Here is a 25,092-nt window from a genome sequence, read left to right as displayed (position 1 = left end):
TCGGCACGCGCCGCACCCGCGCACCGCGCCGAGCCGAGCCGTACCCACCGCACCCCCCGCACCGACCGTGGAGACCCGCACCCGTGACCGTCACCGCTCCCGATCTCGTCCTGGCCGGCACCTGGCCCCGCCCCGACACCCCGCCCCCGGCCCGGCGCACCGCCTGGCTGCGCGACGCCCTGCGGGCCGCACCCGACGACGGGCGCTCGCCGCAGCTGCTGGACGAGGTGCGCTGCGACGTCCTCGTCGTGGGCGGCGGCTTCACCGGCCTGTGGACCGCCCTGGAGATCCTGCGCCGGGCCCCGGGCACGGACGTCGTGCTGATCGAGGCCGATGTGTGCGGCGGCGGGGCCAGCGGCGCCAACGCGGGCTATCTCATGCCGATGTGGGCCCGGTTCAGCAGCCTCGTCGCGATCGGCGGGCACGAGGAGGCACGCCGGCTGGGCGAGGCCTCGGCCCGGGCCGTCGACGACATCCTCGACTTCACCGAGACCCACGGCATCGACGTGGAGTACACGCGCGGCCCCTGGCTGTGGGCCGCCTCCTCGCCGGCCCAGCGCGGGGCGTGGCGGCAGACCCTGGCGGACCTGCGCCGGGCCGGCACGGAGCCGCTGCACGAGGTGTCCGCCGCCGAGTCCCGGCGGGCGGTCGGCACCCGCAACCACTTCGGCGGCGTCCTCGACCCGGGCTGCGCCACGCTCCAGCCCGCCAAACTGACCCGCGGCATGCGCCGGGTGGCGATCGAGGCGGGCGTCCGCGTCCACGAGCGCACCCCGCTGACCGCCCTGCGGAGCGCACCCGGCGGCGCCACCACCGCCCACACCCCCTACGGTCGGGTGTACGCGGAACGGGTCGTGCTCGCCATCAACGCCTGGGCCGGACAATTGGAGGACCTCGGCCGCCGGATGGTGACCGTGGCCAGCGACACCGTCCTCACCGAGCCCGTTCCGCAGCGGCTCGCGGACCTCGGCTGGGACGGGCGGACCTCGGTCTGCGACTCCCGCCGCAGGCTGAACTACTACCGCACGACCCCGGACGGCAGGCTGCTCTTCGGCAAGGGCGGCTCCGGCGTGGCCTTCGGGCAGAGCGGGGCCGACACCCTGTGGGGCGACCCGCTGCGGCCCGGCGAGCTGCGGCGCCAGCTCGCCCGGCTCTTCCCGGAACTCGCCGACGCGCCGGTGGACTCGGCCTGGACCGCCCCCGTGGAGTACTCGACCACCTCGCTCCCGTTCGCCGGCTGGCTCAAGTCCGTGCCCGGCGTCTGCTACGCCACGGGCTACTCGGGCGACGGGGTGGGCCCCTCGCGGCTGATGGCGAAGGTGCTGGCCTCCCTCGTCCTCGGCACGAAGGACGAATGGTCGGGCTCGGCCTTCACCCGCCCGCCGGGCGGCTGGATCCCGCCGGAACCGGTGCGCTACCCGGGCGCCCGCCTGGTCATCCCGGCCCTGCGCGCGGTGGAGCACCGCGAGGACCGCGGCCTCGGCGTACCGCCCCTGGTGAAGCGGCTGGCCTCGATCGACCCGTCCGCCTTCCGCCGCTGACCCCGCCCGGACGCGCCCGCGCCGGTCCGCTGGTGCTGCGACCGGGAAGGTTCACCGGGTCGCGGCCCCGGCACGGCACTAGCCCGCCGCGGGCAGCAGGCCGCGCAGCGGCCAGGCGGTGTCGATCACCGCGTCCGGTGTGCCCTGGCGGCGGAGGTAGGACTGGAAGTCCCGGGCCCACCGGGCGTGCCAGGTGCCCTGGCGGGCGTGCAGGTCGGCCGGGGTGAGCGCGGCCACCTCCGGGTGCCGCGCGGCTATCGCGCGGGCCACCTCCACCGCGGCCAGGGCGTCCGCCCCGGCGTCGTGCGCCGCGTCGAGCGTGACCCCGTACACCCGGCAGACCGCCTCCAGCGTGCGCTTGCCGCGCCGGTAGCGGTCGACGGCCCGGTCGATGGTCAGCGGGTCCACCACCGGCCCGGTCTCCTCTCCGCCCAGCCGGTCGGCCAGCGACGGCAGTCCGTGGCGGGCCAGTTCCGCGGAGAGCAGGGTCAGGTCGAAGGCCGCGTTGTAGGCGACGACCACGGCCCCGCCGCGCCAGTGCCCGACCAGGGCGTCGGCGACCTCCTCGGCGACCTCCCGCACCGGGCGGCCCTCGGCGACGGCCCGCTCCGTGCTGATCCCGTGGATCGCCGAGGCCCCCGCCGGAATCGGTATCCCCGGGTCCGCGAGCCAGCCGCGCCGCTCGCGCACCTCGCCGCCCCGCACCTCGACCAGCGCCGCCGTCACGATCCGCGACTCCCCCGGCTCCGTGCCGGTCGTCTCCAGGTCGAACCCGATCAGCACACCGCCGTGCCAGTCCCCCATCACGCGCCCTCCCCCCCGTACACCTTCGGTCAACGACTTTCAGCCTGCCACGGGCCACTGACAGGCCGGCCGCCGGGGGCACGGCGCGGGGGACGGCGTCACGACACCGGCCGGGAGTCCTCCCACACCGATTCGAACTCCTCGCGGTACGTCGCGAACAGCCCGTGGTCGGCGTCCTTGGGCACGCCGCGGCCGCCGCCGCGCAGGACCAGGACGGGCGATTCCATGCCGCGCGCCCGGCGCAGGTACGACTGCACGACGGCGATCCCCGAGGACTGGCCCTCCACCAGGTAGGCGGTGAAGCGCGGAGTCTCGTCGAAGACGTGGATCTCGAAGCGCGAGGGGTCCCGCAGGCCCGCCCGGACCCGTCGCACGTGCAGGATGTTCATCTCCACCGAGCGGCTCAGCTCGCCCTTGCGCAGCCCGAGCTCGCGCTCGCGCCGTTTGACCGCGCTGCTCGCCGGGTTCAGGAACAGCAGCCGCACCCGGCAGCCGGCCTCCGTGAGCCGGACGAGTCTTCGGCCCGAGAAGTTCTGGACCAGCAGGTTGAGGCCTATGCCGATGGCGTCGAGCCGGCGCGCTCCGCCGAACAGGTCCTCCGCGGGAAGCTGGCGCTGCAGCCGCACCCGGTCCGGGTGGACCGAGATGACGTCCGCGTACCGGTCGCCCACCAGGTCCTCGACGGCGTCGATCGGCAGCCGGTCGGCCGACGGGCTGCCCGAACCGCCGCCGAGCACCTCCAGCAGCCGCGCCGAGGCCCGTTCCGCCTGCTCCAGCACCGGCCGCGACAGGGCCCGGTTGCGGGAGACGACGTTGCGGGTGACCTCCAGCTCGTCCAGGGCGAGCTCGATCTCGCGCCGGTCGTCGAAGTACGGTTCGAAGCAGGGCCAGTGCTGGACCATCAGCTCGCGCAGCTGCGGCAGCGTCAGGAAGCTCAGCACGTTGTCGTCGGCCGAGTCGAGCAGGTAGCCCTTGCGCCGGCTGACCTCGCGCACGGCCACGGCCCGCTGCACCCACTCCTGTCCGGCGGGCCCGGCGGCCGCGACCACCCAGTCGTCCCCGCCGTGCACGGGCTCGTAGATCGGCCGCAGCACCGCTCCGACCACCGACCGCAGCCGCTGTTCGATCAGGTTGAGCCAGATGTACGCACGGCCCGCGCGTTGCGCCCGCGTGCGGACCTCGCTCCAGGCCTCTACGCCCCAGTCCAGCTCGGCGCCGGCGCGGGCGTCCCCGGCCGCCGGCGGGGCCAGCGACACCGCCCCGGTCACGACCCCCGCCGACGGCGCGTCCGCGGGGCCGCCCTCGTGACCGCTGTCACCAGGGGGCAGCTCCAGACCTCCCGAGCTCACCCGTGCACCGCCTTCTGCGTCTGGACGCCCGTCTCCAGTGATCACGGAAGGGTACTCCGCGCGCGCGGCCCGGTGCAGCCCGATGGCTCGTACACCGGCTGTCCGTTGACCCATTATCCGATGCCCCGACAGTCGTCCGACCCGCATATCAGCTCTGCGGGTCACCCGGAGGCACCAAGCCAAGTCCACGCGTGAGGACCCTCTTTCGGGGAAGATCTGGCAGTGACGCGGTCCAGCCGGATCGGCCGGAGCAGGATGGGAAGAGACGTTATCTATGCAGGTCTGGCCGGGACAGGCGTATCCCCTCGGTGCCACGTACGACGGCGCCGGGACCAACTTCGCGGTCTACTCCGAGGCCGCCCGACGCATCGAGCTGTGTCTTCTCCACGACGACGGCTCGGAGACCGCCGTGGAGCTGCGCGAGACGGACGCCTTCGTCCGGCACGCGTACCTGCCGGGCATCATGCCGGGCCAGCGCTACGGGTTCCGTGTCCACGGGCCCTACGAGCCCGACCGCGGCCGGCGCTGCAACGCGGCGAAGCTGCTGCTCGACCCGTACGCCCGGGCCATCAGCGGACAGGTGAACTGGAACGAGGCGGTGTACGGCTACCACTTCGGCCGGCCCGACTCCCGCAACGACCTCGACTCCGCCCCGCACACCATGAGCTCCGTCGTGGTGAACCCGTACTTCGACTGGGCCAACGACCGGCCGCCGCGCCACGAGTACCACCACACCGTGCTCTACGAGGCTCACGTCAAGGGCCTGACGATGAACCATCCCGAGCTCCCCGAGGAGCTGCGCGGCACGTACGGGGCGCTCGCCCACCCGGCGGTCATCGGGCACCTGACCAAGCTCGGGGTGACGGCGCTGGAGCTGATGCCGGTGCACCAGTTCGTCAACGACCACCGGCTGGTCAACGACGGGCTGAGCAACTACTGGGGCTACAACACCATCGGCTTCTTCGCCCCGCACAACGGCTACGCCTCGGGCGACCGCGGCCAGCAGGTGCTGGAGTTCAAGTCCGCGGTGCGGGCCCTGCACGAGGCGGGCATCGAGGTGATCCTCGACGTGGTCTACAACCACACCGCCGAGGGCAACCACCTAGGTCCGACGCTGTCCTTCCGGGGGCTGGACAACGCCTCGTACTACCGGCTGGCGGAGGCCCCCCGCCATTACATGGACACCACCGGCACCGGGAACTCGCTGCTGATGCGCTCCCCGCACGTGCTCCAGCTGATCATGGATTCGCTGCGGTACTGGGTCACCGAGATGCACGTGGACGGCTTCCGCTTCGACCTGGCGGCGACGCTGGCCCGCCAGTTCCACGAGGTGGACCGGCTGTCCTCGTTCTTCGACCTGGTCCAGCAGGATCCGGTGGTCAGCCAGGTGAAGCTGATCGCCGAGCCCTGGGACCTGGGCGAGGGCGGCTACCAGGTGGGCAACTTCCCGCCGCTGTGGACCGAGTGGAACGGCAAGTACCGGGACACCGTGCGGGACTTGTGGCGCGGGCAGCCGCGCACGCTGGCGGAGTTCGCCGGGCGGCTGACCGGATCCTCGGACCTGTACCAGGACGACGGCCGGCGCCCGCTGGCCTCGATCAACTTCACCACCTGCCACGACGGTTTCACCCTGAACGACCTCGTCTCCTACAACGAGAAGCACAACGAGGCCAACCGGGAGGGCAACCGGGACGGCGAGACCCACAACCGGTCCTGGAACTGCGGCGTGGAGGGGCCGACCGAGGATCCCGAGATCCTGGAGCTGCGCGAGCGGCAGATGCGCAACTTCACGGCCACGCTGATGCTGTCGCAGGGCGTGCCGATGCTCAGCCACGGCGACGAGTTCGGCCGCTCGCAGGGCGGCAACAACAACGCCTACTGCCAGGACAACGAGCTGTCCTGGGTGGGCTGGCCGGAGCCCGGCAAACCGGCGCCCGCGCTGCTGGAGTTCACCCGGCGGATGGTGTGGCTGCGCCGCGACCACCCGGTGTTCCGGCGGCGCCGGTTCTTCCACGGGCGGCCCGTGGAGGGTACGCACGACGAGCTTTCCGACATCGCCTGGTTCACCCCGCACGGCGAGGAGATGCGGGCCCGTGACTGGCAGGCGCAGCACGCGCGGGCGCTGACGGTGTTCCTGAACGGGGAGGCGATCTCCGAGCCGGGGACCCGCGGGGAGCGGATCACCGACGACTCGTTCCTGCTGATGTTCAACGCGGGGCCCGATCCGCAGGAGTTCACCGTCCCGGCGGGGCACGGGACGCAGTGGCGGCTGGTGGTGGACACGGCGCGGCCGGACGTACTGCCACCCGGCACCGGGCCGCAGTTCGCGGCCGGGGACCGGGTGGCGCTGACAGGACGGTGTCTGGTGGTGCTTCAGCGCCCGGCGTAGGCGGAGCTCCCGTCCGCGGCCGGGGATCCGGTCTGCTGTGCCGGGACGGGGGCCCGGCCGTGGGTTCGGGCGTCGGGCACCCGGGTCAGGAGGGCGAGGGCCAGGCAGAGCGCGGCGGCCCCCACGGCCACGGCGAAGGCCGCGGCGGGCCCGTAGGACTCGGCGAGCCGGCCGGCGAGCGGCAGCGCGAGGGCCTGCCCGGCGACGAGGGCGCTGGCGGCGAAGGCCGTCGACTCGGCGAGCCGGGCGGGCTCCACGACCCGCTCGGTGAGGGCGAACGCGGTGATCAGGTGCGGGGCGTAGGCCGCGCCGAGGACGGTGACGACCAGGTACAGCGGCCACAGGGCGGTGGTGAACAGCAGCGGCACCGAGAGCAGCAGCGCGGCGCCGGTGGCCGCCCGCCAGCGCAGTCGCAGCCCGAAGCGGGCGGGCAGCGCGCCGAGCGAGATGCCGACGACCGCGCTGACGACGCCCATGGCGGCGTAGACGACGGCGGCCTGCTCGGGGACGCCCAGCCGCATGGTGAGCGCGGCGATCCCGGCCTGGCAGGCGCCGAACATGGCGCCCTGGAGGGCGAGGGAGCCGCGGACGGCGTGCACCACGCGCGGCTGCCGGGCCCGGCGCTCCTTGGTACGGGTCCGCGCGGGGCGTCCGTCCGTGACGGCGGCGGTGGGATGCAGCGCGAAGGCGGTGCCGAAGACGGCGATGAGGACGGCGGCCCCGCCGAGGGCGAGCGCGGGGTGGGCGACGATCGAGGCGAGTCCGACGAAGGCGGGGCCCAGGACGAAGGAGACCTCGTCCAGGGTGCCTTCGAGCGAGTGGACGGCGCCCACCACGCTCTCGTCGGACTTGGCGCGGTGGGCGAGGGCCACGGAGCGGGTCCGGGCGAGCGGCCCGACGAGCGGGATGGAGGCGCCCGCCACGGCTCCGACGGCGGCGAGCGGGAGGGTGGCGAGGTGGCCGAGGGCGCCGGCCACCAGGGCGGCGGTCGCGACGGCGTTGAAGGCCGCGGCACTCAGCACGACGGGCCGCTGGCCGTACCGGTCGGCGAGCCGGCCGAGGACGGGTCCGAAGACCACCTGGCCTGCGGAGAGGGCGCCGCCGACGACGGCGCCGGTGGCGATCGAGCCGCTGGTCTGGGCGACCAGCACGACGCTGCCGAACTGGGACATCGCGACGGGCAGTCGGGCGAAGAACGAGATGAAGGGGAGAAGGGGCCCGGTCAGGGCGATGACTCTTCGATAGGTGTTGACGGTTCCAACCACTTGAGCAACGCTAACCCGGCGCAGTCACTCGTATGCATTGGGTAATGGCACGGAATCCGGCTGACTGGGTACGTACGTTCTCATGAGCCTGCCACGGTCACGCATTCAATCGGAATCTGATGCTCCGACACCGGTCACCCCGGCGTCGACCTACCGTCTCCAGCTGCGTCCGGAGTTCACCTTCGCCGCGGCCGAGGCAGCCGTACCGTACCTGTCCTCGCTCGGCGTGTCGCACCTGCACCTGTCCCCTGTGCTGGAGGCGGCGCCCGGTTCGGAGCACGGGTACGACGTCACCGACCACGCGCGGGTGCGCGAGGAGCTGGGCGGCGAGCCGGGCCTGCGGTCGCTGGCCGCCGCCGCCCGGGCGCACGGGCTGGGCCTGGTCCTCGACATCGTGCCGAACCACATGGCGGTGCCGGCGCCGCTGCGGCTGAACCGGCCGCTGTGGGAGGTCCTGCGCGACGGTCCGGACTCGCCGTTCGCCCGCTGGTTCGACATCGACTGGGAGGCGGGCGGCGGGCAGGTCCTGCTGCCGGTGCTGGCCGGACCGGTGGAGTCGTGTGAGCTGAAGGCCGACGGGGACGTGCTGCGCTACGGGGAGCAGGAGTTCCCGCTGCGGGAGGGGACCGCGGGGCTGGAGCTGCCCGAGCTGCTGGCCGCGCAGTGGTACCGGCCGGCCTGGTGGCGCGAGGCCAGGACCGACCTCAACTACCGGCGCTTCTTCACCATCTCGGATCTAATCGGGGTCCGGGTGGAGGACCCTGAGGTGTTCACGGCCACCCACGCCAAGGTGCTGGAGCTGGTCCGGGACGGGGTGGTGGAGGGACTGCGCATCGACCACGTGGACGGGCTGGCGGACCCCGAGGGGTACCTGCGGCGGCTGCGGGCGGCGGCGGGTCCGCACTGCTGGGTGGTGGTGGAGAAGATCCTGGCCCGGGACGAACGGCTGCCGCCCGCCTGGCCGGTGGCGGGCACCACCGGGTACGACGCGCTGCACCGGGTGGACGGGGTGTTCACCGATCCGGACGGCGCGGCCGAACTGGCGCTTCGCTTTGCCGAGTTCACCGGCGCCGCGGGGTGGGAGCCGATCGCGGAGGCGTGCGCGCGGGAGGTGCTGACCGGGGACCTGGCCGCCGAGCTGGGCGCGCTGGAACGCCGGGCCGGTCCCGAACTCGCGGCGGGCGTGCGCGAATTGCTGATCGCCTATCCGGTCTACCGGCCCTACCCCGGCGAGCCCGAGCCGGATCCCGGGGCCGTGGAGCGGGCGGCCGCGGTGGCCGGACCGGGCGCGGTGGCCGGCGTACGGGAGCTGCTGCTGCGCGATCCCGCCTTCGCGGCCCGCTTCGCCCAGACCTCGGCCGCGCTGCGGGCCAAGTCCCTCGAGGACCGGGCCTTCTACCGGTACGCGCCGCTGCTGTCGGCCACCGAGGTCGGCGGGGACCCCGGGCGGCCGGGGGTGTCGGCGGCGGAGTTCCACGCGTACTGCGAGCGGCTGGAGCGGGATTGGCCCCGGTCGGGGACGGTGCTGTCCACCCACGACACCAAGCGCAGCGCTGACGTCCGGGCCAGGATCTCGGTGCTGTCGCAGGCGCCGGGGGCGATGGAGGGGGCGGCCGGAGCGGACCCGGCGCTGGCGTGGACGGCCCGGCAGACCGCGCTGGGCCTGGGGGAGGCTCCGCAGGCCGTGCCCCGGCTGGCCGAGGCGCTGCTGAAGGGGGTCAGGGAGGCGGGCGTGCGGACCAGCTGGACGGAGCCGGACGAGGCCTACGAGGCGACGGTGGCGGGGTGCGCGCCCGGGCCGCTCGAGCTGCCGGCGGAGTTGGCGGAGGCGGCCCGGGCCAATGTGCTGGGCATGGCGCTGCTGCATCTGGCGATGCCGGGGGTGCCGGAGGTGTACCAGGGCGCGGAGACGGAGTACCGGGCGCTGGTGGATCCGGACAACCGGCGTCCGGCCCGCTTCCCCCGGGAGACGCTGGCCCGGCTGGACGCGGGGGCCGCCGCGGACGGCCCGGCCGAGGAGAAGCTGGCGCTCACGGCGGCGGTGCTGCGGTTGCGGCGGGACCGGCCGGAGCTCTTCACCGGGTACGCCCCGCTGGCGGCGCGGGGTCCGGCGGCGGACCACTGCCTGGCCTTCGCCCGCTCCCCCGGCCTGGTGGTGGTGGCCACCCGGCTCGCGCACCGGCTGGGCCTCGCGGGGGGCTGGCGCGGGACGGTCCTGCCGCTGCCGCCGGGCCGCTGGGTCCCGCTGGCGGGGGGCGCCCCGTACGAGGGGGAGGCGGCCCTCCCCCTCCTCCTGGCCAAATCCCCGGCCCTCGCCCTCGTCCGCACCTGACACCCCCTCCGCCCCGGCCTCCCCGCCGGGGCGGGCGGGGCCGGTGCGGTGCCGCGCCCGGGTCAGCAGGGCCCCCCAACCGGGGCTCCGCCCCGCACCCCGCGCCTCAAACGCCGGCGGGGCTGGAATGAGCCCCCGCCGGCGTTGGAGACGGACGGCCGCAGCCACAACCAGCCCCGCCGGCGATTGAGGCGCGGGGGTCCGGGGGCCGGCCCCCGGCAACGGCGCCGCACCCACCCGACGGCGGGGGCGATTCCAGCTCCGCCGGCGACTGAGGCGCGGGGCGGGGGCCTGCCCCCGGCAACCGCGCCGCGCCTGGACGCCAGGCGGAGCCGAAACCAGCCCCGCCGGCGATTGAGGCGCGGGGCGGAGCCCAGGGGGAACTGTGCGGCCTGCGCAGCAGTAGGGTCCGGGCCCGGCGGGCATGGCATCCCTTGTGACACTCCTCCGCGACATGCGCTACCCCACACCCCACGAGCTCGCCCTGGCCGCCCGAGCCCTCGCGGACGAACACCCCGCCTCGGTCCGGCTCCGCCAGGCCGGGACCTCCCGAGCCGGGCAGCCCCTCTGGGTGCTCTCCCTCGCGAGCACCGGCGAGGCCCGCCGGGACGTCCTCGTGGTCGCCGGGGCCCACGCCAACGAACCCGTCGGCGGCGCCACCGTCCTCTCCCTCGCCCGCCGGCTGCTGCACGAACCCGGCCCGCGCACCGGCTGCGGCTGGCACTTCCTGCTCTGCGCCGATCCCGACGGCGCGGACCTGCACCGCACGCCCCAGCCGTACTCGCTCCTCGACTACCACCGGCACTTCTTCCGGCCCCCCGGCCCCGAACAGCCCGAGTGGGCGCCGTCCTTACTGCCCCCGGACCGGCTGCCGCCCGAGACCCTGGCCCTGACCGCCCTCATCGACGAGCTGCGGCCCGTCCTCCAGGTCTCGCTGCACGCCACCGACCTCGGCGGCTCCTGGGTCCAGCTGACCCGGGACATCTCCGGCCTCGCGGAGCCCTTCGGCAAATCGGCCGCCGAGCTGCGCATCCCGGTGGAGAACGGGGCCTCCGACGCCGCCGGCTGGCCCTCCCCCGGGCCCGGGATCTTCGTGATCCCGCAGCCGGGGAGCGAGGCCGCCGGGGCCTTCCACCCCGAGGACACCCGGCTCAGCACCTGGTACCACGCCCATCGGTACGCCGGCACCACCGCGATCGTCGAAGTCCCCATGTGGGCCTCGGACCTGGTCAATGACCCGACCCCGCACCCCGACCCGCGCGGCGCCCTGCGGATGCTGGCCGCGCGGCTCGGCGAGGACACCGCCCGCGTGGCCGCCGTACGGGACGCGATCCGCCGCGGCCCGCTGCCGTACGAGGACCCGGCGGCGCCCCTGCTGCGCGCGGTGGACTGGACGCTCGCGCTGATCCCCCGGATCACCGCCGAATGGAGCGGCGACGGGGCCCCCGCCGAGGCCACCACGGCGTACGTCGCCAGCATCGACGCCTTCGGGCGGCGCATGTCGCTGCGCGCCGCCGCGATGCTGCTGCGGGTGCTGCGCACGCAGGGCCACCCGTCGGCGCCCGCGCTGGACCGGCTGGTCACGGAGTGGTGCGAGGACTTCGCGGCCCGCTTCCAGGCCCGCTGGGTCCCGGTCGCCACGCAGGTGGAGCACCAGTCCCGGACCGTCCTGGCCGCCTACGAACGCCTCACCGCGCCCTAGCCGCGGCCGGCGCCCTGTCGCCGCCGGGGTCCACGGGCAGGCCGTACCGGCGCTTGGGCTGTCCGGTGGCGCCGAGCCGGTCGTAGAACCGGATCGCGCCCTCGTTCCAGTCGGGGGTCTGCCACTGGACCTGCCCGAGGCCGAGCTCGCGGGCCAGCTCGCGCACGCCGTCCATCAGGGCGGCGCCCAGTCCGTGCCCGCGGGCCTCCTCGGCCAGGTAGAGGCAGTCCATGTGGAGGTAGTAGCCGGCGTCCCAGAAGGAGAACTCGGCCGAGCACGCGGCGTATCCGGCGCTCCGCCCGTCCGGGGTCTGCGCGAGCAGCACCCACATCCGGGCGTCCTCGGCGAACAGCTGGGGCCCCAGCCGCTCGGCGAGGCCGGGCGGCCGGGGCGCCGACTTCTCGTACGCGATGTGCTCCCGCATGAGTTCGACCAGGCGGGGCAGGTCCCCTACGCGTGCGCGGCGCACGACAGGCTTGTGTTCCATGCCCGCCACCCTGCACCACGGCTCCGCCGGTCCGTGGGGCGGGGTTCAGCTCGAGGACAAGCGGAAGGTCACCTTCCCGAAGCCGACCTGGTCGCCGTCCCGGACCACCGCGGAGCCCGTCACCCGGTGCCCGTTGACCGTGGTCCCGTTGGTGGAGCCGAGGTCCTTGAGCACCCACACCCCGTCGCGCAGGCTCAGTTCCGCGTGCGCGCGGGAGACGGTCTCGTGGCTGAGCCGCAGCCCGCTGCCGGGGTCGCGGCCGATCCGCAGGCGCCCCGTGCCGGGGTGCGGCAGCAGCAGCTTGGGCAGCTTCTCCGCGGCCCAGGCGCGCCGGACCCCGACCGAGACGGCGGACATCCGCCCGACCCAGCCGAACAGCCGACGGGTCCACCGGTCTTCGACGCGCTCCCGCCCCGGGAGGTCGGCGGTGAGGACCGCGAGGTCCTCGGAGCGGCGGGCGGCCAGGGCGAGTTCGATGCGGCGCACGAGGGTGTCGTGCGACAGCATGCCCTGGGCCGCACCCTCGCGGAGCTGGTCCAGCGCCCAGTCACGCTCGGCGTCGGAGAGCCGCGGCACGGGATAGGCGGAGAACTCGAAACTCGACGTCACAGGGTGATTGTCAGCCCGACAAGGCCGGAGTGTCCAGAACTCCCCCGCCGAGCCCCGGATGATGGGCAGGATACGCATGCTGAACAGCGCCGCAGACGAGGGGAACGTCCGTGCAGTTCGAGGTGTGGGCACCGCTGACAGGTCATGTCGCCATGCGACTCGACGACGAGGCGTACGAGATGGCGCGCGACGCAGAGCGCGACGGCTGGTGGACCGTGCAGGCCCCGGCGTCGGACGGGAGCCGGTACGGATTCCTGCTCGACGGCGACCCGGTCCCGCGGCCCGACCCGCGGTCCCGGCGGCTGCCGGACGGCCCCGACGGCCTGTCGGCGGTGGTCGACTTCGCGCTCCTGCCCGAGCCGGCGGCCGCGGCCCCGGGCATCCCGCTGCAGGACGCGGTCCTGTACGAGCTGCACATCGGCACCTTCACGCCCGAGGGCACCTTCGACGCCGCCGCCGCGCGCCTGGGCCACCTCACCGCCCTCGGCGTCACGCACGTGGAGCTGATGCCCGTCTGCTCCTTCCCCGGCCGGCACGGCTGGGGGTACGACGGGGTCGCCCCCTGGTCGGTGCACGAGCCGTACGGCGGCCCGGCCGGGCTGGCCCGGTTCGTGGAGGCCGCCCACGCCGCGGGGCTGGGCGTGGTCCTGGACGTGGTCCACAACCACCTCGGCCCCGCCGGCAACCACCTGCCCGCCTACGGCCCGTACTTCACCGAGACCCACCACACCCCCTGGGGCGCGGCGGTGAACCTGGACGCGGCCGGCTCCGACGAGGTGCGCGCGTTCTTCCTGGGCAGCGCGCTGGCCTGGCTGCGCGACTACGGGATCGACGGGTTGCGGCTGGACGCCGTGCACGCGCTCGCCGACGGGCGGGCCCTGACCTTCCTGGAGGAACTGGCCGCCGCGGTGGACGAGCTGGCGGCCGAGACCGGGCGGCCGCTGTTCCTGATCGCCGAGTCCGACCGGTGCGACCCGCACACCACCACCCCGCGCGCCGAAGGGGGCCTGGGGCTGCACGCCCAGTGGAACGACGACTTCCACCACGCCCTGCACTGCGCGCTGACCGGTGAATCCCATGCCTACTACGCCGACTTCGCGCAGGCGCCGCTGGCCGCCCTCGGCAAGACCCTGACCCGTGTCTTCTTCCACGACGGGACCTGGTCCTCCTTCCGCGGCCGCCGCCACGGCCGTCCGGTCGACCGCCGCCGGACCCCGGCGCACCGCTTCCTCGGCTACACCCAGACCCACGACCAGATCGGCAACCGGGCGCTCGGCGACCGGCTCTCCGCCTCGCTCTCCCCCGGGCTGCTGGCGTGTGCCGCGGCCGTGGCGCTGACCGGGCCGTTCGTGCCGATGCTGTTCATGGGTGAGGAGTGGGGCGCGGGCACGCCGTGGCAGTACTTCACCGACCACCCCGACCCGGAGCTGGCGGAGGCCGTACGGACCGGCCGGCGGCGGGAGTTCGCGGCGCACGGGTGGAAGGCGGCGAAGATCCCCGACCCGCAGGACCCGGCGACCCGGGACCGCTCCTGCCTGGACTGGGCCGAGCCGGAGCAGCCGGGCCACGCCCGCCTGCTGGCCTGGTACCGCACCCTCGTCGCGCTGCGCCGCTCGCACCCGGACCTGCGCGATCCGGACCTGGCGGCGGTCCGGGTCGCCTACGACGAGGAGCGGCGCTGGCTCACCTTCCGGCGGGGAGACGTACGGGTGGCCGTGAACCTCTCCCCCGAGCCGGTGACGATCGCGCTGGGCCGCAACGGCGTGCGGGTGCTGGCCGCCTGGGAGCCGTTCGAGCACCCGGGCGCGGACGGCCGGATCCACCTGCCGGGCGAATCCGCCGTCGTGCTGGGGCCCTGAGGGCGCTACTCGACGATCGCGAGCTCGCGCGGGGCGTTGTTGAGGCGGCGCCCGCCGTCCTCGGTGACGGTCACGATGTCCTCGATGCGGACGCCGAACCGGCCGGGCAGGTAGATGCCCGGCTCGACCGAGAAGCACATGCCGGGGACCAGCGGCTGCTCCTCGCCCTCGACCATGTACGGCGGCTCGTGGGTCGTGACCCCGATGCCGTGTCCGGTGCGGTGGATGAAGCGGTCTCCGTAGCCGAACCCGGTGATCACCGCGCGGGCCGCGCGGTCCACCTCCTGGCAGGAGACGCCGGGGCGGACGGCGGCCACCCCGGCCTGCTGGGCCTCGCGGACCACGTCGTGGACGCGCTGCTCCTCGGCGGTGGGCTCGCCCACGTGCACGGTGCGGGAGATGTCGGAGCCGTAGCCGTACCGCAGGCCGCCGAAGTCGAGGACGATCATGTCGCCGTGCCGGATGACCCGCTCCCCGGCCTCGTGGTGCGGGTTGGCGCCGTTGGGTCCGGAGCCGACGACGGTGAAGTCGACCTGGGAGTGGCCGTGCGCGCGCAGCAGCGCGGCCAGGTCCTCGGCCACCTCGCTCTCGCGGCGGCCCGCGAAGGGGACGTGGAGGATCTGCGCGTAGGCGGCGTCGGCCGCGGCGCCGGCCGCGGCCAGGCGCTCCAGCTCCCGGCCGTCCTTCACCGCGCGCAGCATGGGCAGCGCGTCGGTGAGGGGGGCGTAGGAGGTGGCGGGCAACTCCTGCTGCAGTCCGAGGAGGTGCAGGGCCCAGGTGTTGTCGCTCACCCCGAAGCGTCCGGCGGCGTCCAGCAGCGGGGCGGTCAGCGCGTACGGGTTCTTCCCGTCGGTCCAGTCGCGCAGGGCCAGCGCGGCGGCGCCGGGTGCCTTGGCGGCGTCCGGGGCCTCCAGTGCGGGCACCACGAGCACCGGTTCCCGCCCGACGGCCAGGACCAGCAGGGTGAGCCGCTCGGTCTCGGCGGTGGGGCGGTAGCCGGTGAGGTGCGTCAGGTCGGGCCCAGGTGCGATCAGCAGCCCGGCCAGTCCGGCGTCGGCGGCCGTCCGCGCGGCGACCGCCATCCGGGCGGCGTAGTCCTCGGTCGTGAAGGGTGCGGGTTCACGGGTCATACGGGTGATCCTGCCGTGGGCCGCGCCACGGGGGGAGGGGCCGCGCCGGTCCGGCGCCGCCTCGCCCCGCCCGCCCCGGCCCCCGCTGCTGTGAGCGGGGCCACACCGGAGGCGGCGCCCGGCCCCCGCCCGGGCGATAACGCGTCGCGGGAGCACCCCGCTGATCGGCTATGCTGTGCATGCACGTCGAACGGGTGGTCCGCCACCCTTCGTGGTGGGTGTAGCTCAGTTGGTAGAGCACCTGGTTGTGGTCCAGGTGGCCGCGGGTTCAAGTCCCGTCACTCACCCTGTAGAGCCCGTGAGGGGTACGAGGTTTCCTCGTACCCCTCACGGGCTTTTCCGTGGGCGCGAGTCCTCCGCTAGGCCCGCAGGAAGGCCTCCACCTCGGTGGCGAAGGCGACCGGGGTCTCGTGGGGCGGGTAGTGGCCGGCGCCCGGGAGGGTGCGGATCCGGCAGTTCGGGTACCAGGCCTGCCAGGTGGCGCGCATCACGTCGGCGGTCAGCGCGAGGTCGTACTCCCCCACGAGGACCAGCACCGGGACGGTGTTGCCCTTGACCGCGGAGGACAGGTCCAGCGGCTGCCAGCTCGCCAGGTAGGCGGCGAAGGCCTCGGGCCGCGACACGTCCCGGGAGTGGGCGACCATGCGCTCCACCCAGTGGCGGCTCGCCCGGTTCCCGGTGACCAGGTCGAGGATGACGCGCCGCTTCTCCGGGTCCTCGGCGGCGCCGTGGAAGAGGGTGTGCGCGGCGTCGTCCATCGCGTAGGGCGCGGCCGGCACCGGGGCGAGCCCGACCAGCTTCTCGATCCGCTCGGGGGCGCGGACGAGGACCTGCTGCATCGCCTTGCCGCCCATGGAGTGGCCGAGGAGGGAGAACGTCTCCCAGCCGAGCTCGTCGGCGAGCTCCAGGACGTCGTCGGCGATCTCGGGCAGGTCGTAGCGGCCGGGGACGTCCCGCCGCGTGCCGTAGCCGCGGTAGTCGAGGAAGGCGTACGAGAACCCCTGCGGGTCGAGGCAGTCGAGCGCGGAGCCCCAGTTGGCGGAGGTGCCGAACCAGTCGTGCAGCACGATGACGCGGACGGGACCGGTGCCGATCCTGCGGTGGGCGATGGCCATGCGTTCTCCCTCGGTGACGGAGTCCAAGAAGCCGGCGCCGTACCTCTGCCCACCGGGCCTACGATCACACCGTGAAGCCGATACCGCGTCCGCAGCCACTGGTCATGGGGGACTTCTCGCGCCGCGACGGGGCCCGGCATCCCCATCACCCCCCGACGTACGAGATCAGCGACCGGGACGAGATCAAGGCGGTCACGGCCGCACGGCCGCACCCCGTCGAGGACCGGGGCTTCACCTGCATGTGCGCGGAGAGCTCACAGGGCGCGCACCTCACCGACGAGGCCGTCCGCCTGCGCGACCCGTTGTCCCCGGACGGGATCCCGGCCCGCCACCGCGCCCGGTGGGCGGCCGCCGCCCCCGAGCGGTTGCGGGAGTACGCCCGGGCCCTGGCCCGGGGCGAGGACGAGCCGGGCCTGCCCCGCGGGGTGCCGCTCGGCGTGGTGTTCAGCTGGCTGGGCGCCGTGCGGGAGGAGCCCCGTGACGCGGCATGGCTGCTCGCCGAGCGGGCTCCCGTGCGGCTGCTGGCCGGCGCGGCCACGGAGGAACTGGCCTGGGCCGTGCGGGAGACGGACCGGGCCGGCCTGGAGGGCGCCGTACGGTTCTTCGCGAGCGAGGAGTTCACCGCCCGCCACCCCAAGCGCCGCCGGGTTGCGGACACCGCCCGCGACCGCCTGCTCGGACACGCCCGCAGCCACCGCCCCGGCGACCTCCCGGTCCTGGAACGGCGGCTGCTGCGCACCCCGCAGGACCGGGTCAGACGGTCCTGATCGCCGGGTCGGAGAGGCCCGGGGCACCCGTTTCCACGTGGCCGGCGAAGCGGCGCAGGAAGGTGGCGTCCTTGTCGGAGACCACCTTCACGTCGTACCAGCGGGCCGTGGCGGCGAGGTTCACCGTGTGGGAGACCGTGGCGCCGGGGTTGACCAGGAGCGTCTGGGCCGCGCCGCCGTAGGCGTTGGTCACCGTGAGGTTCACCGCGACCGGGCCGGGGTTGGTCAGGGTGAGGGCGAGGTTGCCGGTGGAGTCCACGTGGCGGGCCGTGGCCTCGGGGCCGGCCGTCTTGGTCGGGCCCTTCCAGCTGCGCAGGAAGCCGTTCGGACCCCAGACCGTGAGGTTGATCTGGTGGCCGGTGGAGCTGCTGGTGCTCCAGGTGTCCGAGAGGGTCTTGCCCGCCTCGACGGTGTAGGGCCAGGGGCCGTCCGTGCGGTTGCCCGAGGTGCTGTGGAAGTGGGCGCCGAGGGTGGGGCCGGAGGAGAAGGTCAGGGTGAACTTGCCGGTGGACGTGGTGCGGGCGCCGTCCACGTACGGGCGGTAGCCCAGGGCGCGGGTCGGCTTGGACCCGGCCTCCTGCCTGGGCAGGACGCCCGTGGCCGGCGGGGTCGGGCGGTAGGAGGGGTGGCGGTCCTTGTCCGGCGGGACGTACCCGGCCGTGGAGGGCAGGGCGGCCGGCGCCGCGTCCGCCCGGGTGAAGTCGAACGCCGAGGTCAGGTCACCGCAGACCGCCCGCCGCCACGGCGAGATGTTGGGCTCCTGCACGCCGAAGCGCTTCTCCATGAAGCGGATCACCGAGGTGTGGTCGAAGGTCTCGGAGCAGACGTAGCCGCCCTTGCTCCACGGGGAGACCACGATCATCGGGACGCGCGGGCCGAGCCCGTAGGGGCCGGCCGCGTACCCGCCGCCCCCGTTGTAGAGGTCGCCGGTCACGCTCGCCGTGGACAGCCCCCAGGCCGAGGAGGCCGGCGGGTACGGCGGCACCACGTGGTCGAAGAAGCCGTCGTTCTCGTCGTAGGTGATGAACAGGGCGGTCTTCGCCCACACGGCCGGGTTCGCCGTCAGCGCGTCCAGGACCTTCGAGATGTACCAGGCGCCGAAGTTCGTCGGCCAGTTGGAGTGCTCGCTGAACGCCTCGGGGGCCGCGATGTAGGAGACCTGCGGCAGGGTGCCGTTCACCACGTCGGCGCGCAGCCGGTCGAAGTACCCTTCGCCCGCCTTGACGTTGGTGCCGGTGCGGGCCTTCTCGTACAGGGGGCTGCCGGGCTGGGCGCTCCGGTAGTGTTGAAGTACAGCAGCGAGTTGTCGCCGTAGTTGCCGCGGAAGGCGTCGTTGATCCAGCCCCAGGAGCCCGCCGCGTTCAGGCCGTCGCCGATGTCCTGGTAGACCTTCCAGGAGACTCCGGCCGCCTCCAGCCGCTCGGGGTAGGTCTTCCAGCCGTAGCCGAGCTCCTGGTTGCCGAGGACGGGGCCGCCGCCGGTACCGTCGTTGCCCGTGTAGCCCGTCCACATGTAGTAGCGGTTCGGGTCGGTGGCGCCGATGAAGGAGCAGTGGTAGGCGTCGCAGACGGTGAAGGCGTCGGCCAGGGCGTAGTGGAACGGGATGTCGTTCCGGGTCATGTACGACATGGTCGTGGCCGTCTTGGCCGGGATCCACTTGTCGTACTTGCCGTTGTTGTACGCCTGGTGGCCGCCCGCCCAGTCGTGGTTCAGGCCTTCGAGGAACTGCATCCCGAGGTCCGCGATCTGCGGGTTGAAGGGGAGGATGTCCTTGGTCCCGTTGGACTGGTGGAAGACGGACTTGCCGTTGTCCTGGAGGACCGGCCGCGGGTCCCCGAAGCCCCGGACGCCCTTCATCGCGCCGAAGTAGTGGTCGAAGGACCGGTTCTCCTGCATCAGGACGACGACGTGCTCGATGTCCCGGATCGTGCCGGTGGTGCCCTGGGCCTGGATCGCGGCGGCCCGCGCGATGCTGTCGTTCAGCATCGTCAGCGCGGCGGTGCCCCCCGCGATCTGCAGGAACCGGCGGCGGTTGAGTTCTGCCATGGCGTGTCGACCTCTGCGGGTGAGGGGGGAGGCGAGGGGCGCCCCAAGGACAGCGCCCCCCGGGTACCGGACGGAGATCCTTGTCTGACACCCGGCCGTACAGCCGGAGAACGGCAAGGGTCACCGCCGACGGCCCGCGCGTCTGGCGAAGACGGTAGGCGAACCACCCGCCGCGCAACAGCCCCCGGAGCCGCTCCACTTCGCGGTCGGCGCCCCCGCGCGGGGATACTCATCCGGCCCGTGCACCGATCTGAGCATCCGTACTCAGGCCCGGGGGATGCCGGCTTGCCATCGTGTGGGCATGCCCTTTCAGCCAAGTGACCAACGGCCGCGCGCCGGGATAACCGCCGTCGGCAGCCTGCTGCCCGCCGAGGTCCTCTCCTCGGACTCCCTCCAGCGGGAGGTGGCCCTGCGCAGCGGCCTCACACTGCCGCCGACACTGCTGAGGCAGGCCACCGGGATCGTCACCCGCCGCGTCGCCGGCCCTGGGGTGTACGCCTCCACGCTCGCCGCGGGCGCCGCCCGCCGGGCCCTGGACGCCGCAGGCCTGAGCCCGCTCGACATCGACCTGCTGCTCTTCGCCTCCGCCTCCCGCGACATGGTCGAGCCCGCCACCGCGCACATCGTGCAGGCCGAGCTGGGATCGCGGGCTCACGCCCTGGACGTCACCAACGCCTGCAACAGCTTCGTGAACGGCGTCGACCTCGCCCGGTCGATGGTCCTGGCCGGGCGGGCGCGGCGGGCGCTCGTGGTCACCGGGGAGACGCCGAGCCGGGCGGTGCGCAAGGACCCCGCCGGCCCGGCCGAGTTCCGCGACGGCTTCGCCGGGTACACGTTCGGAGACGCGGGCGCCGCCGTGGTCGTGGAGGCCGTGGAGCGCGGCGGGATCCTCGACGTGGACACCGAGACCCACTCGGAGCACTGGGAGGTCGGGGGCATCCCGGGCGGCGGTTCGCGCCACCCGCGCGGGGACGAGCACACCTACTTCCGCGGTGACGGGCACGAACTGCGCGGCGTCTTCGAGAAGGTGGGCACGGCCGTCATCGACCGGACGCTCCACCGGACGGGGATGGACTGGGACGGCTTCGCCAAGGTGCTGGTGCACCAGGTGACCGTGCCCTACCTGGAGCGGTTCGCGGAGCTGACCGGGGTGCCGGCCGGGAAGCTGGTGGTGACCGTGCCCGAGCTCGGCAACGTGGCGAGCGCGAGCATCGGCGTCCAGCTGGACCGGGTGTTCACCGAACTGGAGCCGGGGCAACGGGTGTTGTTCGTCGGACTCGGCGGAGGCATCAGCATCACGACGATGGTGTGGGAGAAGTCGTGAGCCCGTCCCTGTGGGTGGTCGTGCCCGCGCACGAGGAGGAGGCCCGTCTCGCCCAGACCCTGGACGCCCTCGCCGCCCAGCACGACCGGGACTTCACCCTGCTCGTCGTCGACAACGCCTCGGCGGACCGCACGGCCGAGATCGCCCGGGAGTTCGCGGCGGGCGCGCCGTTCCCCGTCGAGGTGATCGAGGAGCCGGAGAAGGGGGTCGGCTCGGCCGTCGACACCGGATTCCGGTACGCGATCGGCCGGGGCGCGTCCCTGCTCGCCCGCACGGACGCCGACTGCCTGCCCCGGTCCGGCTGGACGCGCGCCGCGCGGGCCGCCCTCACCCGGCGCCCCGGGCTGGTATGCGGGCGGATCGTCGCCCGGCGCGACGAGCACGGCCCGCTCGGCCGGGCCGGCTTCGGCGTGCTCGTCGCACTCGCCGCGCTGTTCGGGCGGCTGCGGCCCCGGCACGCGCGCCGCAAGGGCTACCGGGCCCCGTACCGCATGCACGCCGGGAACAACATGGCCATCACCGCCGAGCTGTACCTGGCCGTCGGCGGCATGCCCCGGCGCCCTTCCCCCACCGACCGGCTCTTCCTGAACGCCGTACGCCGCCACACCGACCGGATCGTCCACTGCCGGGAGATGGTCGTGGAGAACTCCACGCGGCGCCTGCGGGCCTACGGGATCGCGGGCACCGCCCGCTGGTACCTGGACCAGGGCAGCGGCACGCACGGAACGGATCCCCGCTGATGCTCGACCGCCTCGACCACGCGCTGCGCAGCCGCCCCGAGCGGCCGGCCCTGCTCACCGCCACCCGGACCGGCGCCGCCCGGGTCCGCGCCACCCGCGGGGAACTCGCCGAGCTGTCCGACGCGTTCGCCGCCGCCCTGCACGCGCGCGGGCTGCGCGCCGGGGACACCGTCGGGGTCGCCGTACGGCCCGGGCCGCGGGCCCTCGCCGTCCTCCTGGCCCTGTGGCGGCTCGGGCTGCGCGGGGCCGTGCTCGACCCGGGTGCGGGGCCGGACGTGCTGCGCGCCCGGCTCGCGCTGGCCCGGCCCTCGCTGGTGCTGGCCGACGCGGCCGCGCAGGCGGTGGCGGGCTGGGCCCGGCCGCTGGCCCGCCGGGCGGGGCTGGCCCTGCCCGACCTGGCCGAGCTGGGCCCGGTCGCCACCGTCGGGCCCCGGCTGCCGGGCTGCGCGCCCGCGCTGGACCTGGCGGCCTCCCGGGCCGGGGTTCCGGTGCACGGGGACCACGACGGGGACGCGGTGATCGTGTTCACCTCGGGGACCACCTCCCGGCCGCGCGCCGTGGTGCACACCCGCTCCAGCCTGGCCGCCGGGATGGCCACGGTCGCCTCCCTCTTCGACGCGGTCCCGGACCAGCCCGTGCTCGGGGGCACCTTCTTCGTCCTGGTCCCGTCGCTGACGTGCGGCGCCCCCGTCGCGCTCCCGGCCCGCGACCCGCGGGTGCTGGCCCGCCAGCTCCACCGGCTGCGCCCCCGGGACACCTATCTGACCCCGCCCGGGCTGCGGGACGCGCTGGACGCGGGAGCCCGCTTCCACGGCCGGGTCTGGACGGGCTCGGCCCCGGCCGACGCCGCCCTGCTGGAGCGGGTTCGGGGAGCCGGCGCGGCCCGGGCCTGGGGGGTGTACGCGCTGACCGAGCTCTTCCCGGCCGCCGCGGTGGAGGCACGGGAGAAGTCCGCCTTCGAGGGCCCCGGCGACCTGGTCGGCACCCCGCTGCCGGGCGTCCTGGCCCGGACCGACGCGGCCGGCCAGCTGCTTCTCTCCGGAGCCGCGGCCCGGCAGCGCTACCTCGGCGAGGAGCCCGATCCGTGGGTGCGCACGGGCGACCGGGCGCGGCTGGACGGCACGGGCCGGATCGTACTGGAGGGCCGGTGCAAGGACATGGTGCTGCGCCGGGCGGAGAACATCTACCCGGGACTGTACGAGCCCGCCCTGCACGTGCCGGGAGTGGAGCTGGCCGTGCTCGTCGGGGTCCCGGCCGGCGACGGCGACGAGCGGCTGGTGGCCGTCGTGCAGCCGGGGCGCGGCGCGAACGAGCACGGCCTGCGCAGCGCCCTGTCGGGCCCGCTCCACCGGATGGGCACGGCACGCCCCGACGCCCTCCTCTTCGCCCGCATCCCCCTGTCGGGGCGCTCGCGCAAACCGGACCGGGCGGCGACCTCCGCGATGGCGGCGCAGCGCCTGGGCCCGACGGTGTGAAGCCCGTCCCGGGGCGGGCGTCGACCGGCGGTCCCGCCCTCTGCGCACTCCCGCACTCCGCGGTCCCGATCCCCACGACGAAGGTACGTACCCGATGAGCAACACGTCCCACGCCCGGGCCCGGCGGCGCGACCGCCGGGTCTACCTGGGCAGCCACCCCGTGCTGTTCGGGCTGCTGGCCGCGACGCGCGGACGGCCCGTGCGCCGGATCGGGGGCACCCTGCTGGTGCACGGGGTGGAGGCCTACCGGCAGGCGCTGACCCGGCTGCCGCTGGACCGGACCGCCGAGGGCACCACGGGGGGCGCGGCGCGCTCCGCGCTGGCGGGCGACGGGGGCGTGCTCTTCGATCAGGAGGGCAGCGGGCACCGGTCGGACCGGCGGGACCTGGCCGGGCAGCTCTCCGCGGCCGGGGTGGCGCGGCTGCGGGCGCAGTGGCAGCCGCTGCTCGTACGCCGCCTCGAACCCCTCGCCCGGGGCGGGGCGATCGACCTGGTCGAACTCTCCCGGGAGCTCGCCGGTTCGGTGGTCTGCGCGCTGCTGGGCGCGGACGCCGATCCGCGGGCGGTGGCGGAGGCGGCCGCCGAGGCGGCGGCCGCCTCCGTACGCAGCCACCTGCCCGGACCGCGCCGCCCGCGCGCGGAAGCCGCGGCGGCCCGCTCCGCCGCCCGGCTGCGTTCCCTCCTGGCCCCGGCCGCGGGGGCGCCGGGCGAGGCGCCTTCGTGCGGGAGGCGGCTGGGCGACGGGGCGCTGGCCGCGATGGTGGCGGTGGCCGCGGTCAACACCACCGTGGCCGCGCTGCCGCGGGCGGTGGCCTGGTGCGCCGACGCCGGGCTGTGGGACCAGGCCGCCGACGCGGCCCTGCGCCCGGCGCTGGCGGCCGAGCTGCTGCGGGTCACGGCGGCCTCGCCGCTGCTGCCGCGGGTGGCCGCCGCGGACGGCACGGTCGGCGGCTGCCCGGTGCGGCGCGGCGACCGGCTGATGCTGGTCGCCCGGCACGCCGCCGGCGCCCACCGGCGCGACCCCGACGCCCGGCGCCCGGCGGAGCCGGGTACCGCCCGGCTGGTGTTCGGCGCCGGGCCGCACGCCTGCCCCGGAGCCCGGCTGGCCGAGGCCCAGCTGTCCGACGTCCTGGCGGCGCTGGCCCCCGCGCGGCCGGTGGTGACACGCGCCCGGGTGGACCGGCGGGCGGCCCTGCCGGGCTGGCGGACGCTGCTGGTGGAGGCCGGCGCATGAGCGTCCGTATCGCGGTCACCGGGGCGAGCGGCTTCTGCGGCGGGCACGTGGCCCGGGCGGCGGCCGCGGGCGGAGCGCGGGGGGTGAGCGTGGGCCGCAGGCCCGGCCCGCTCGGCGAGCACCGCTTCTGGGACGCCGCCCAGGGCGATCCGGACCTGGCCGGGGTCGACCTGGTGGTGCACTGCGCGGCGGCGGTCGGCGATCCGGCGCCCGGCTCCCGGGCGGAGGCGCTGATGCGGGCGGTCAACGTGGACGGTACGGAGCGGCTGCTGCGCGCGGCGGCCGGCCGGCCGGTGGTCTGGGTGGGCAGCGCCAGCGTCTACGACCCGCGGACCGACCGGAGCCTGGTCACCGAGGACCACCCGCGCACGGGACAGCTGAACGCCTACGGCCGGACCAAGGCGGCGGGCGAGGCCCTCGCGCTGGCCGGCGGGGCGGTCGTGCTGCGGCCGAGGGCGGTCTACGGCCCCGGCGACACGCAGCTGCTGCCCCGGCTGCTCTCCCGGGTCCGGGCCGGGACCCTGCTGCTGCCGGGCCCGGACGTACGGCTCAGCCTGACGGCGGTGGAGAACCTCGCCGAGGCCTGTCTGGCGGCGGCCGGCTGGCCCCCCGGGGCGTACAACGTGGCCGACGCGCAGCCGTACGCCCGCGACACGGCCGTACGGGAGGTCTTGCGGGCCCACGGGCTGCGCGCCCGGATCCGGCACCTCCCGCTGCCGGTGGCACGGGCGGCGGCCCGGATCGCGGAGTCGCTGCCGACCGCCGAACCGGCGCTCAGCCGCTACGCGGTGGACCAGCTGGCCCATCCGGTGGTCCTGGACACGGCCCGGGCCCGCGCGCAGGGCTGGACCCCGGCCCGGACCCTGGCGGACTACCTGGCCTCGGTGGCCTGAGCCGCCGCCGGCCCCGGCGGCCGGCCCCCGC

The 25,092-nt window shown here is 75.1% G+C and carries 18 protein-coding genes, 1 tRNA gene and 1 pseudogene; 12 read left to right on the top strand and 8 right to left on the bottom strand.

The window, feature by feature from the left end; genetic code table 11:
• The first annotated feature begins 83 nt into the window (after positions 1-83).
• On the top strand, positions 84-1,541 hold the full coding sequence (locus BGK67_RS26865; protein WP_079154390.1) for an NAD(P)/FAD-dependent oxidoreductase: 1,458 nt from the start codon (positions 84-86) through the stop codon (positions 1,539-1,541).
• Between the two features lie 78 nt (positions 1,542-1,619).
• On the opposite strand, the gene BGK67_RS26860 is transcribed toward BGK67_RS26865, so the two are convergent.
• Positions 1,620-2,345 carry a 3'-5' exonuclease gene (locus BGK67_RS26860; protein WP_069922487.1) on the bottom strand — a complete coding sequence of 242 codons (726 nt, stop codon included), beginning with the start codon at positions 2,343-2,345 and terminating at the stop codon, positions 1,620-1,622.
• Positions 2,346-2,443: 98 nt separating this feature from the next.
• A complete protein-coding gene (locus BGK67_RS26855; protein WP_069922486.1) occupies positions 2,444-3,694 on the bottom strand; it encodes an SAV2148 family HEPN domain-containing protein in 1,251 nt (416 codons plus the stop codon).
• 274 nt (positions 3,695-3,968) lie between these two features.
• On the opposite strand from BGK67_RS26855, the gene glgX reads away from it, so the two are divergent.
• Entirely contained in the window at positions 3,969-6,083 is a 2,115-nt protein-coding gene (gene glgX / locus BGK67_RS26850; protein ID WP_069922485.1) for a glycogen debranching protein GlgX, read from the top strand.
• Here the strand turns inward: glgX and BGK67_RS26845 are convergent.
• Positions 6,068-7,348, bottom strand: a complete 1,281-nt coding sequence (locus tag BGK67_RS26845; protein WP_069922484.1) for an MFS transporter — start codon at positions 7,346-7,348, stop codon at positions 6,068-6,070. The genes glgX and BGK67_RS26845 overlap by 16 nt on opposite strands.
• An 82-nt stretch (positions 7,349-7,430) precedes the next feature.
• On the opposite strand from BGK67_RS26845, the gene treY reads away from it, so the two are divergent.
• Together treY and BGK67_RS26835 are read left to right on the top strand one after the other, a co-directional pair.
• A complete protein-coding gene (gene treY, locus BGK67_RS26840; protein WP_069922483.1) occupies positions 7,431-9,680 on the top strand; it encodes a malto-oligosyltrehalose synthase in 2,250 nt (749 codons plus the stop codon).
• Between the two features lie 436 nt (positions 9,681-10,116).
• Positions 10,117-11,382 carry a M14 family zinc carboxypeptidase gene (locus BGK67_RS26835; RefSeq protein WP_069922482.1) on the top strand — a complete coding sequence of 422 codons (1,266 nt, stop codon included), beginning with the start codon at positions 10,117-10,119 and terminating at the stop codon, positions 11,380-11,382.
• Here BGK67_RS26835 and BGK67_RS26830 read toward each other — a convergent pair.
• Both BGK67_RS26830 and BGK67_RS26825 read right to left on the bottom strand, forming a co-directional pair.
• Positions 11,369-11,869, bottom strand: a complete 501-nt coding sequence (locus BGK67_RS26830; protein WP_069922481.1) for a GNAT family N-acetyltransferase — start codon at positions 11,867-11,869, stop codon at positions 11,369-11,371. The two genes, BGK67_RS26835 and BGK67_RS26830, sit on opposite strands and share 14 nt — an antisense overlap.
• Positions 11,870-11,914: 45 nt before the next feature.
• Positions 11,915-12,478 (bottom strand): DUF1707 and FHA domain-containing protein, encoded by a 564-nt coding sequence (locus BGK67_RS26825; RefSeq protein WP_069922480.1) that lies wholly within the window; start codon positions 12,476-12,478, stop codon positions 11,915-11,917.
• Positions 12,479-12,588: 110 nt separating this feature from the next.
• Between BGK67_RS26825 and treZ the strand changes: the two genes are divergently transcribed.
• Positions 12,589-14,337 carry a malto-oligosyltrehalose trehalohydrolase gene (gene treZ, locus BGK67_RS26820; protein ID WP_069922479.1) on the top strand — a complete coding sequence of 583 codons (1,749 nt, stop codon included), beginning with the start codon at positions 12,589-12,591 and terminating at the stop codon, positions 14,335-14,337.
• A gap of 5 nt (positions 14,338-14,342) precedes the next feature.
• Here treZ and BGK67_RS26815 read toward each other — a convergent pair whose 3' ends face one another.
• Positions 14,343-15,467: an aminopeptidase P family protein gene (locus BGK67_RS26815; protein WP_069922478.1), complete on the bottom strand. Its 1,125-nt coding sequence runs from the start codon at positions 15,465-15,467 to the stop codon at positions 14,343-14,345.
• 214 nt (positions 15,468-15,681) lie between these two features.
• Here BGK67_RS26815 and BGK67_RS26810 point away from each other — a divergent pair.
• Positions 15,682-15,754: transfer RNA gene (locus tag BGK67_RS26810), tRNA-His, on the top strand.
• Positions 15,755-15,826: 72 nt separating this feature from the next.
• Here the strand turns inward: BGK67_RS26810 and BGK67_RS26805 are convergent.
• The gene (locus BGK67_RS26805) at positions 15,827-16,582 is read right to left on the bottom strand and encodes an alpha/beta fold hydrolase (RefSeq protein WP_069922477.1); all 756 of its coding nucleotides are present in this window, start codon (positions 16,580-16,582) and stop codon (positions 15,827-15,829) included.
• 71 nt (positions 16,583-16,653) lie between these two features.
• Here BGK67_RS26805 and BGK67_RS26800 point away from each other — a divergent pair, with 71 nt between their 5' ends.
• Positions 16,654-17,349, top strand: coding sequence for a hypothetical protein (locus BGK67_RS26800; RefSeq protein WP_141754068.1), 696 nt, complete (start codon positions 16,654-16,656; stop codon positions 17,347-17,349).
• Here BGK67_RS26800 and BGK67_RS40785 read toward each other — a convergent pair.
• A pseudogene (locus BGK67_RS40785) lies at positions 17,336-19,395 on the bottom strand (phosphocholine-specific phospholipase C). The gene BGK67_RS26800 and the pseudogene BGK67_RS40785 overlap by 14 nt on opposite strands.
• Positions 19,396-19,696: 301 nt before the next feature.
• Here BGK67_RS40785 and BGK67_RS26790 point away from each other — a divergent pair.
• The 5 genes from BGK67_RS26790 to BGK67_RS26770 all read left to right on the top strand — a co-directional run bounded on the left by BGK67_RS26790 (position 19,697) and on the right by BGK67_RS26770 (position 25,061).
• Positions 19,697-20,719: a 3-oxoacyl-ACP synthase III family protein gene (locus BGK67_RS26790; protein WP_069922475.1), complete on the top strand. Its 1,023-nt coding sequence runs from the start codon at positions 19,697-19,699 to the stop codon at positions 20,717-20,719.
• Positions 20,716-21,459 (top strand): glycosyltransferase family 2 protein, encoded by a 744-nt coding sequence (locus BGK67_RS26785; protein WP_244291315.1) that lies wholly within the window; start codon positions 20,716-20,718, stop codon positions 21,457-21,459. Before BGK67_RS26790 ends, BGK67_RS26785 begins: the two co-directional genes overlap by 4 nt.
• Entirely contained in the window at positions 21,459-22,934 is a 1,476-nt protein-coding gene (locus tag BGK67_RS26780) for a class I adenylate-forming enzyme family protein (protein WP_069922473.1), read from the top strand. Before BGK67_RS26785 ends, BGK67_RS26780 begins: the two co-directional genes overlap by 1 nt.
• Positions 22,935-23,028: 94 nt before the next feature.
• Entirely contained in the window at positions 23,029-24,168 is a 1,140-nt protein-coding gene (locus BGK67_RS26775; RefSeq protein WP_069922472.1) for a cytochrome P450 family protein, read from the top strand.
• On the top strand, positions 24,165-25,061 hold the full coding sequence (locus BGK67_RS26770; RefSeq protein ID WP_069922471.1) for an NAD-dependent epimerase/dehydratase family protein: 897 nt from the start codon (positions 24,165-24,167) through the stop codon (positions 25,059-25,061). Before BGK67_RS26775 ends, BGK67_RS26770 begins: the two co-directional genes overlap by 4 nt.
• The last annotated feature ends 31 nt before the right edge of the window (positions 25,062-25,092 follow it).

The sequence above is a fragment of the Streptomyces subrutilus genome, from assembly GCF_001746425.1.
Classification (GTDB): Bacteria; Actinomycetota; Actinomycetes; order Streptomycetales; family Streptomycetaceae; genus Streptomyces; species Streptomyces subrutilus_A.
This window is presented reverse-complemented; position numbering and strand designations above follow the sequence as displayed.

Coding starts and splice junctions, on each gene's coding strand:
- BGK67_RS26860 (WP_069922487.1), bottom strand. CDS start 2,345: ATGGGGGACTGGCACGGCGGTGTGCTGATCGGGTTCGACCTGGAGACG.
- glgX (WP_069922485.1), top strand. CDS start 3,969: ATGCAGGTCTGGCCGGGACAGGCGTATCCCCTCGGTGCCACGTACGAC.
- treY (WP_069922483.1), top strand. CDS start 7,431: ATGAGCCTGCCACGGTCACGCATTCAATCGGAATCTGATGCTCCGACA.
- BGK67_RS26830 (WP_069922481.1), bottom strand. CDS start 11,869: ATGGAACACAAGCCTGTCGTGCGCCGCGCACGCGTAGGGGACCTGCCC.
- BGK67_RS26815 (WP_069922478.1), bottom strand. CDS start 15,467: ATGACCCGTGAACCCGCACCCTTCACGACCGAGGACTACGCCGCCCGG.
- BGK67_RS26805 (WP_069922477.1), bottom strand. CDS start 16,582: ATGGCCATCGCCCACCGCAGGATCGGCACCGGTCCCGTCCGCGTCATC.
- BGK67_RS26790 (WP_069922475.1), top strand. CDS start 19,697: ATGCCCTTTCAGCCAAGTGACCAACGGCCGCGCGCCGGGATAACCGCC.
- BGK67_RS26780 (WP_069922473.1), top strand. CDS start 21,459: ATGCTCGACCGCCTCGACCACGCGCTGCGCAGCCGCCCCGAGCGGCCG.
- BGK67_RS26775 (WP_069922472.1), top strand. CDS start 23,029: ATGAGCAACACGTCCCACGCCCGGGCCCGGCGGCGCGACCGCCGGGTC.
- BGK67_RS26770 (WP_069922471.1), top strand. CDS start 24,165: ATGAGCGTCCGTATCGCGGTCACCGGGGCGAGCGGCTTCTGCGGCGGG.